Annotated in this window: 9 protein-coding genes; 3 read left to right on the forward strand and 6 right to left on the reverse strand. The window is 41.0% G+C overall.

Annotated elements, in window-relative coordinates; all coding sequences use genetic code 11:
* The 4 genes from AC1DVB_RS25055 to spoIIM all read right to left on the reverse strand — a co-directional run.
* On the reverse strand, positions 1 to 195 hold a 195-nt coding region (locus tag AC1DVB_RS25055; RefSeq protein WP_477591475.1), incomplete at its 3' end, for a site-specific integrase.
* 5 nt (positions 196 to 200) lie between these two features.
* Entirely contained in the window at positions 201 to 428 is a 228-nt protein-coding gene (locus AC1DVB_RS25060) for a YqzK family protein (RefSeq protein ID WP_034308153.1), read from the reverse strand.
* 166 nt (positions 429 to 594) lie between these two features.
* Entirely contained in the window at positions 595 to 1,044 is a 450-nt protein-coding gene (gene fur, locus AC1DVB_RS25065; RefSeq protein ID WP_034311309.1) for a ferric iron uptake transcriptional regulator, read from the reverse strand.
* 119 nt (positions 1,045 to 1,163) lie between these two features.
* Complete coding sequence (gene spoIIM / locus AC1DVB_RS25070) at positions 1,164 to 1,811, reverse strand: stage II sporulation protein M (protein ID WP_057278761.1); 648 nt, start codon at positions 1,809 to 1,811, stop codon at positions 1,164 to 1,166.
* Positions 1,812 to 1,950: 139 nt separating this feature from the next.
* Here spoIIM and AC1DVB_RS25075 point away from each other — a divergent pair, with 139 nt between their 5' ends.
* Positions 1,951 to 2,514: a GNAT family N-acetyltransferase gene (locus tag AC1DVB_RS25075; RefSeq protein ID WP_057278762.1), complete on the forward strand. Its 564-nt coding sequence runs from the start codon at positions 1,951 to 1,953 to the stop codon at positions 2,512 to 2,514.
* 36 nt (positions 2,515 to 2,550) lie between these two features.
* On the opposite strand, the gene AC1DVB_RS25080 is transcribed toward AC1DVB_RS25075, so the two are convergent.
* On the reverse strand, positions 2,551 to 3,732 hold the full coding sequence (locus AC1DVB_RS25080; protein WP_477591478.1) for an endonuclease Q family protein: 1,182 nt from the start codon (positions 3,730 to 3,732) through the stop codon (positions 2,551 to 2,553).
* A complete protein-coding gene (locus tag AC1DVB_RS25085) occupies positions 3,733 to 4,284 on the reverse strand; it encodes an NUDIX hydrolase (RefSeq protein ID WP_034308163.1) in 552 nt (183 codons plus the stop codon). It abuts the gene before it with no gap.
* A gap of 75 nt (positions 4,285 to 4,359) precedes the next feature.
* Here AC1DVB_RS25085 and mciZ point away from each other — a divergent pair, with 75 nt between their 5' ends.
* Entirely contained in the window at positions 4,360 to 4,521 is a 162-nt protein-coding gene (gene mciZ, locus AC1DVB_RS25090; protein ID WP_082854579.1) for a Z-ring formation inhibitor MciZ, read from the forward strand.
* A gap of 56 nt (positions 4,522 to 4,577) precedes the next feature.
* Positions 4,578 to 4,952 (forward strand): aldo/keto reductase (locus tag AC1DVB_RS25095; RefSeq protein ID WP_477591481.1); only part of this gene is annotated, 375 nt, incomplete at its 3' end.

A 4,952-nucleotide genomic window follows, 5' to 3' on the forward strand; every position in this document is an offset into this window, starting at 1 on the left:
CCCTTGATCCTTTAACTGCACGAGAAAATGCAGGATGTTCACCCGCCGCGAATCATTCCAATCTTCAATGGTTTCAACATCTTTCAGAAAGCTCCAATATGATCTTAAGTCACGCTCATACGAGACGAGCKTATTCTTGGCAAGCCCTTTTTCAATGGTTAAAAAATGAATGAAATCMCTAATTTGATTCTCCATATTCATTACTCCCCGTTTAAATAAAACAACATTAGGCGTTCAAGCCATGCATCATCACCCGTATCAACAGCCTTCGATACTTTTACAGCCATGCCTTTCGGTTCATCATAACGATGATAACTTTGATATTCCTGATTTAACCATACCATTCCTATATAAAAAAGAACAGTGAAGCTAACAAAGAGAATCATCACTTTAGCCGTGTGCAAAATAAGCGATAATGAAGTTTTCATCCTTTCCCCTCCCATTCGACCCTTTGTATCAATCTATGCCCAACAGGACAAGTTTTATACGTATTTCGGAAAGGAGAAAACAAAAACAGCTCTTACTTGAGAAAACCAGCTATTAAAATGCAGAAAACCTTCTCCATTAAATGGAAAAGGTCCGACTTCATTCACCTTAATTTTCTTCTTTGTCATGACATCGATGACAAATGCCATGAAAGGTTAATCTATGGTCTTTTATCTTGAAGTTCCAGTCGCGTTCCACAATGTCTTCTACGTCTTCAAGTAGGTCTTCCTGGATTTCATCTACCGCACCACATTCCACACAAACAAGATGATGATGGAAATGCGCAGCTCCTTCTTGTCTTAAATCATAACGGGAAACCCCGTCTCCAAAGTTAATTTTATCTACTATTTTCAATTCAGTCAGCAACTCTAGCGTACGGTAAACTGTTGCCAATCCAATTTCCGGCGACTTTTCTTTGACAAGGAGGTAAACGTCTTCTGCGCTTAAATGATCCTCTTCATGCTCAAGTAAAACGCGGACGGTCGCTTCTCGCTGAGGCGTTAATTTGTAGCTGGACGAGTGTAACTGCTTTTTTATCCTATCAATTCTGTTTTCTATTTCCATACCTAATATTCCCTCCCGCGCCGCTATCTTATCCATTATATCAAAAGAGGGAAAACTGTCAAAATAGATTTCTTGTTAATGATAAAAAAATTTGCGGGAACGGTATATTTCCATCAATGACCCAATAAACTTACGACATTTTTCATTAAAGAAGGGGATAGGTACGCTTCAAATGCAGCAGCCGTAATCAAGAATAACCCTGACAAAACCAATGAGAAAATATACCGTGAAATTATCGGCTTCAGCGGCTCCCGAATCTGCTTAAGGAAAATCCGGCTGATCATTTTCATGGATAGTGAAACGGCAAGGACGGTTATTACGATGAATATCGGGACGATGAATATATTTTGGGGCAGAATAGCGACAAACGATAATAAGAACCCGCTCCATCCCATTTGATTGACTAAAAAGCCGACCGTGAATCCAACGACCATCCCTTTTATAAATAACAAAACCAGGATGACAGGCAAACCGATGACCGATATTCCGAGAATCCAGATGACCCCGATATATTTTATATTATGCATAATACTTTGGCTGAACATATCATGCGAAGATGCAAATTCACCTTTGGATACTTGTCCGAAAAATTGCGATAAATAATAGAACAAGTCTTCCTTTTGGGTAAAGCTCAAACTATTCACCAATATTGCCCCAAAAATGACACCCATCAAAAAAAGCACAGTGATAAAGACATATAATGAGGAATGTTCGTTAATATGTTTCATTACGGCATTTTGTACGACAGATTTTTTTTTCATCTTTCATCCTCCCAACTCCGCTTACTAGAATCTATGTTTTCACTCTTTCATTTATGCTAAGAAAACTTTCCCCTTCAGCCGAACACATTGAACCTAATTTATGTTATAATTTTCCACATTAATGAGATGGAGGCAGGATATGAAAGCTATATTAATGGATTTTCCCGAAAGAATTGAAACCCCTCGATTATATCTAAGACCTTGTCAGCCTGGCGATGGCCTGGACCTTTACGAAGCCATTGTCCATTCTAAACCTGAATTGAAACAGTGGCTGCCGTTTGCCCATCAAGATGTTTCTTTGGAAACTTCTGAACAGAACGTCCTTAAGGCCTTTGCGGACTTTATTTTAAAAGAGGATATCAGACTCCATATTTATAGGAAAGAAGACGATCAATTCATCGGCTCCACTGGTCTGCACCGAATCAACTGGGATATTCCTAAATTCGAAATTGGCTATTGGATTGATACGAGATTCAGTAAACTGGGCTACATAACGGAGACAGTGGAAAAGTTAACTAAATTCGCCTTTTACCATTACGGTGCAAAACGGGTCGAAATCCGCTGTGACCCTAATAATATTGCCAGCAAACGGATTCCCGAGAAGCTGGGGTTCACCCTTGAAGGAATTTTGCGTAATGACTGCCTTAGTGCAGACGGCATGGAAGTGCGGGACACCTCCATTTATGCAAAAACAACAAATTAAAAAAGTCCTGACAGATCTCATCTGTCAGGACTTTTTTCAGGTTAATTCCTTTTTGACCTTTCCGTACTTTCCTCCGCCCCCCACTTCAAAAGAAAGCGTCCCTTTTCTGGCAGAATCGATGTAGACCGCCAATTTTTCAGGAACGATTTCCATTAGCTGTTCAAGCGTAACTTCATGAAGGATATTCATCTCTGTTCCAAATGCCACCAGCAGTTTTTCCATGGATTTAGGTCCGAGTCCCGGGATGAAGTCGAGTGGCACTTGATGGATATACGGCGGCCTTTCCTTTCCGTCTCTTCTGTCCATCCCGGAAACGGAGAGTTCTTCAATCCTGGCCGATACCCCTTTAATAATGGATTTATTACCACACTCAGGACATTGTTCACTATCCCTCAATACCTGATGTAAACACCCTGAACATACGGTTTGATGATACTTTCCCAATAAGGGGTTCAATCCATAATTAACGGTCACCTTGCGATTCCCTGTTTCTTTAAGGGCTTTTGCCAGCTCATTGAAACTTGGTTCTTCAAGCAGGACTTTTTGATATTCACGAGCGATTTTCCCAAGCGAATGCGCATCGGAATTTGTTACGAATACATAGGTGTCCAACTCCTCGATATCCTTGACCATTTCTGTATCTGAACTTAAACCAAGCTCGATGGCATCAATTAGCTCCGGATCGAATACTTCAGTCAGACTGGATCGCACCCCTTTTCCATATAAGCTTTTAAATGGGGTGAAAACATGTGCCGGGATAAACAGGCCGCCCAGTGACTTCACGATTTTTTGCAGCGTTCTTCCATCACAATAAATCCTTTGGGAGCTCAAGGTGATATTTTTAACATATCCGCTCATCCATGAGGAGAATTCCTTCATCGCTTTTAAAGTGGGAAAATAGGCGAGGACATGGATCGGTCCATTACAATTTTGATCATAAATTTCAATCTCCGAGCCCGGAATGATGGTTGTATTCTTGTATTGAAGTCCGCCTTCAGTCTTTTCCGTGATTTCGCCATCAAGAATCCCCGCTTCGATCTCTTCGATAATTTCAGGAGAATGACAATCGATTATCCCGATTAGATCAAGGCCCTTCCTTTCACTTGCCACTTGCAGCACATTGCTGAAGGTTAACGTTTTAGCACCTGTTATTTTCACGGCCCTTCCGCTTCTCGTTCTGCCTATATGGATATGCAGGTCAGCGTAAAACTCTTTCATTTATGATGTCATCGCCTTTTTCAACTGCAGATACTGAACTGCATATGCCGTTTTAGCATCCTGGATCTTCCCTTCATCCATATAAGTTTGAGCTTCCTCCAGCGTGAGTTCCAGCATTTCGACAAATTCATCTTCATCCAGCGGTGCCGCATTTTCTTTCTTTTTCAAATTGTGGGCCACATACAGGTGGACCAATTCATCGGCGAAACCTGGGGATGTATAGAAGGATATGATGTGCTCCATTTTTTCACATTCATAACCTGTTTCCTCTTCCAGCTCCCGTTTAGCCGACAGAACCGGTTCTTCGCCTTTTTCAAGCTTCCCTGCAGGGATTTCCACCAAGCTTCTTTCCAGCGCTTTACGGTACTGTTCAACCATGATGATTTTATTTTCTGACGTGAGAGCTATGACGGCAACGGCTCCCGGATGCTTGATTATTTCACGTTTACCCGTTTTCCCATCAGGAAGCTCTACATCATCCACTTGCAGGCTGATTACTTTTCCTGTGAAGATTTTTTCCGAAGACAGCGTTTTTTCTTCAAATTTTTTCATCGTGACCACTCCTCTGTTCTAATTGCAGCATGATTCCTCATACATTTTACCATAATAGAGATGGAGGGCGATTTAATGAAAGTTTACGTATTGGAAAAAAGCGTTACTTTATCCGGAAAGAGCTGGGAAATTATTCAAAAACTAAAGCAATTACAAAATCAATATGTTTATGTCAATGATTGGATTGCCGACATTCACGATCAGGTGCCACCCACTCCTTTAAAACGGATCAAGTGAATTCTTTGAGTGAAATGGATTTCTCCTTTACAATGAATGTAAAGGGAGTGGATAACATGAAAAAACGCAGACTAGGAAATTCTGACTTGCTAGTTTCTGAAATCGGGCTTGGATGCATGTCACTGGGGACTGTTGAAAATCAGGCATCCGAAATCATACAGGCCGCTTTAAATGAAGGAATCAATTATTTTGATACGGCCGATTTATATGATTTCGGTATGAATGAAGAAATCGTCGGAAAGAATTTAAAATCGGTCCGCGATAAGGTATACATAGCCACCAAGGTCGGAAACCGCTGGAATGAAAATAAAGATTCCTGGAGCTGGGATCCATCCGGCGCTCATATTAAAACGGCAGTAAAAGATAGCTTAAAGCGATTGAGGACTGATTATATTGACCTATATCAGTTACATGGCGGCACCCTTTCAGAC

It is taken from the genome of Peribacillus sp. P4_D6 (genome assembly GCF_056401795.1).

Bases quoted from the DNA above. Each gene is read 5' to 3' on its own strand.
- AC1DVB_RS25060 (WP_034308153.1), bottom strand. From the start codon at position 428: ATGAAAACTTCATTATCGCTTATTTTGCACACGGCTAAAGTGATGATT.
- AC1DVB_RS25080 (WP_477591478.1), bottom strand. From the start codon at position 3,732: ATGAAAGAGTTTTACGCTGACCTGCATATCCATATAGGCAGAACGAGA.
- mciZ (WP_082854579.1), top strand. From the start codon at position 4,360: ATGAAAGTTTACGTATTGGAAAAAAGCGTTACTTTATCCGGAAAGAGC.
- AC1DVB_RS25085 (WP_034308163.1), bottom strand. From the start codon at position 4,284: ATGAAAAAATTTGAAGAAAAAACGCTGTCTTCGGAAAAAATCTTCACA.
- spoIIM (WP_057278761.1), bottom strand. From the start codon at position 1,811: ATGAAAAAAAAATCTGTCGTACAAAATGCCGTAATGAAACATATTAAC.
- AC1DVB_RS25075 (WP_057278762.1), top strand. From the start codon at position 1,951: ATGAAAGCTATATTAATGGATTTTCCCGAAAGAATTGAAACCCCTCGA.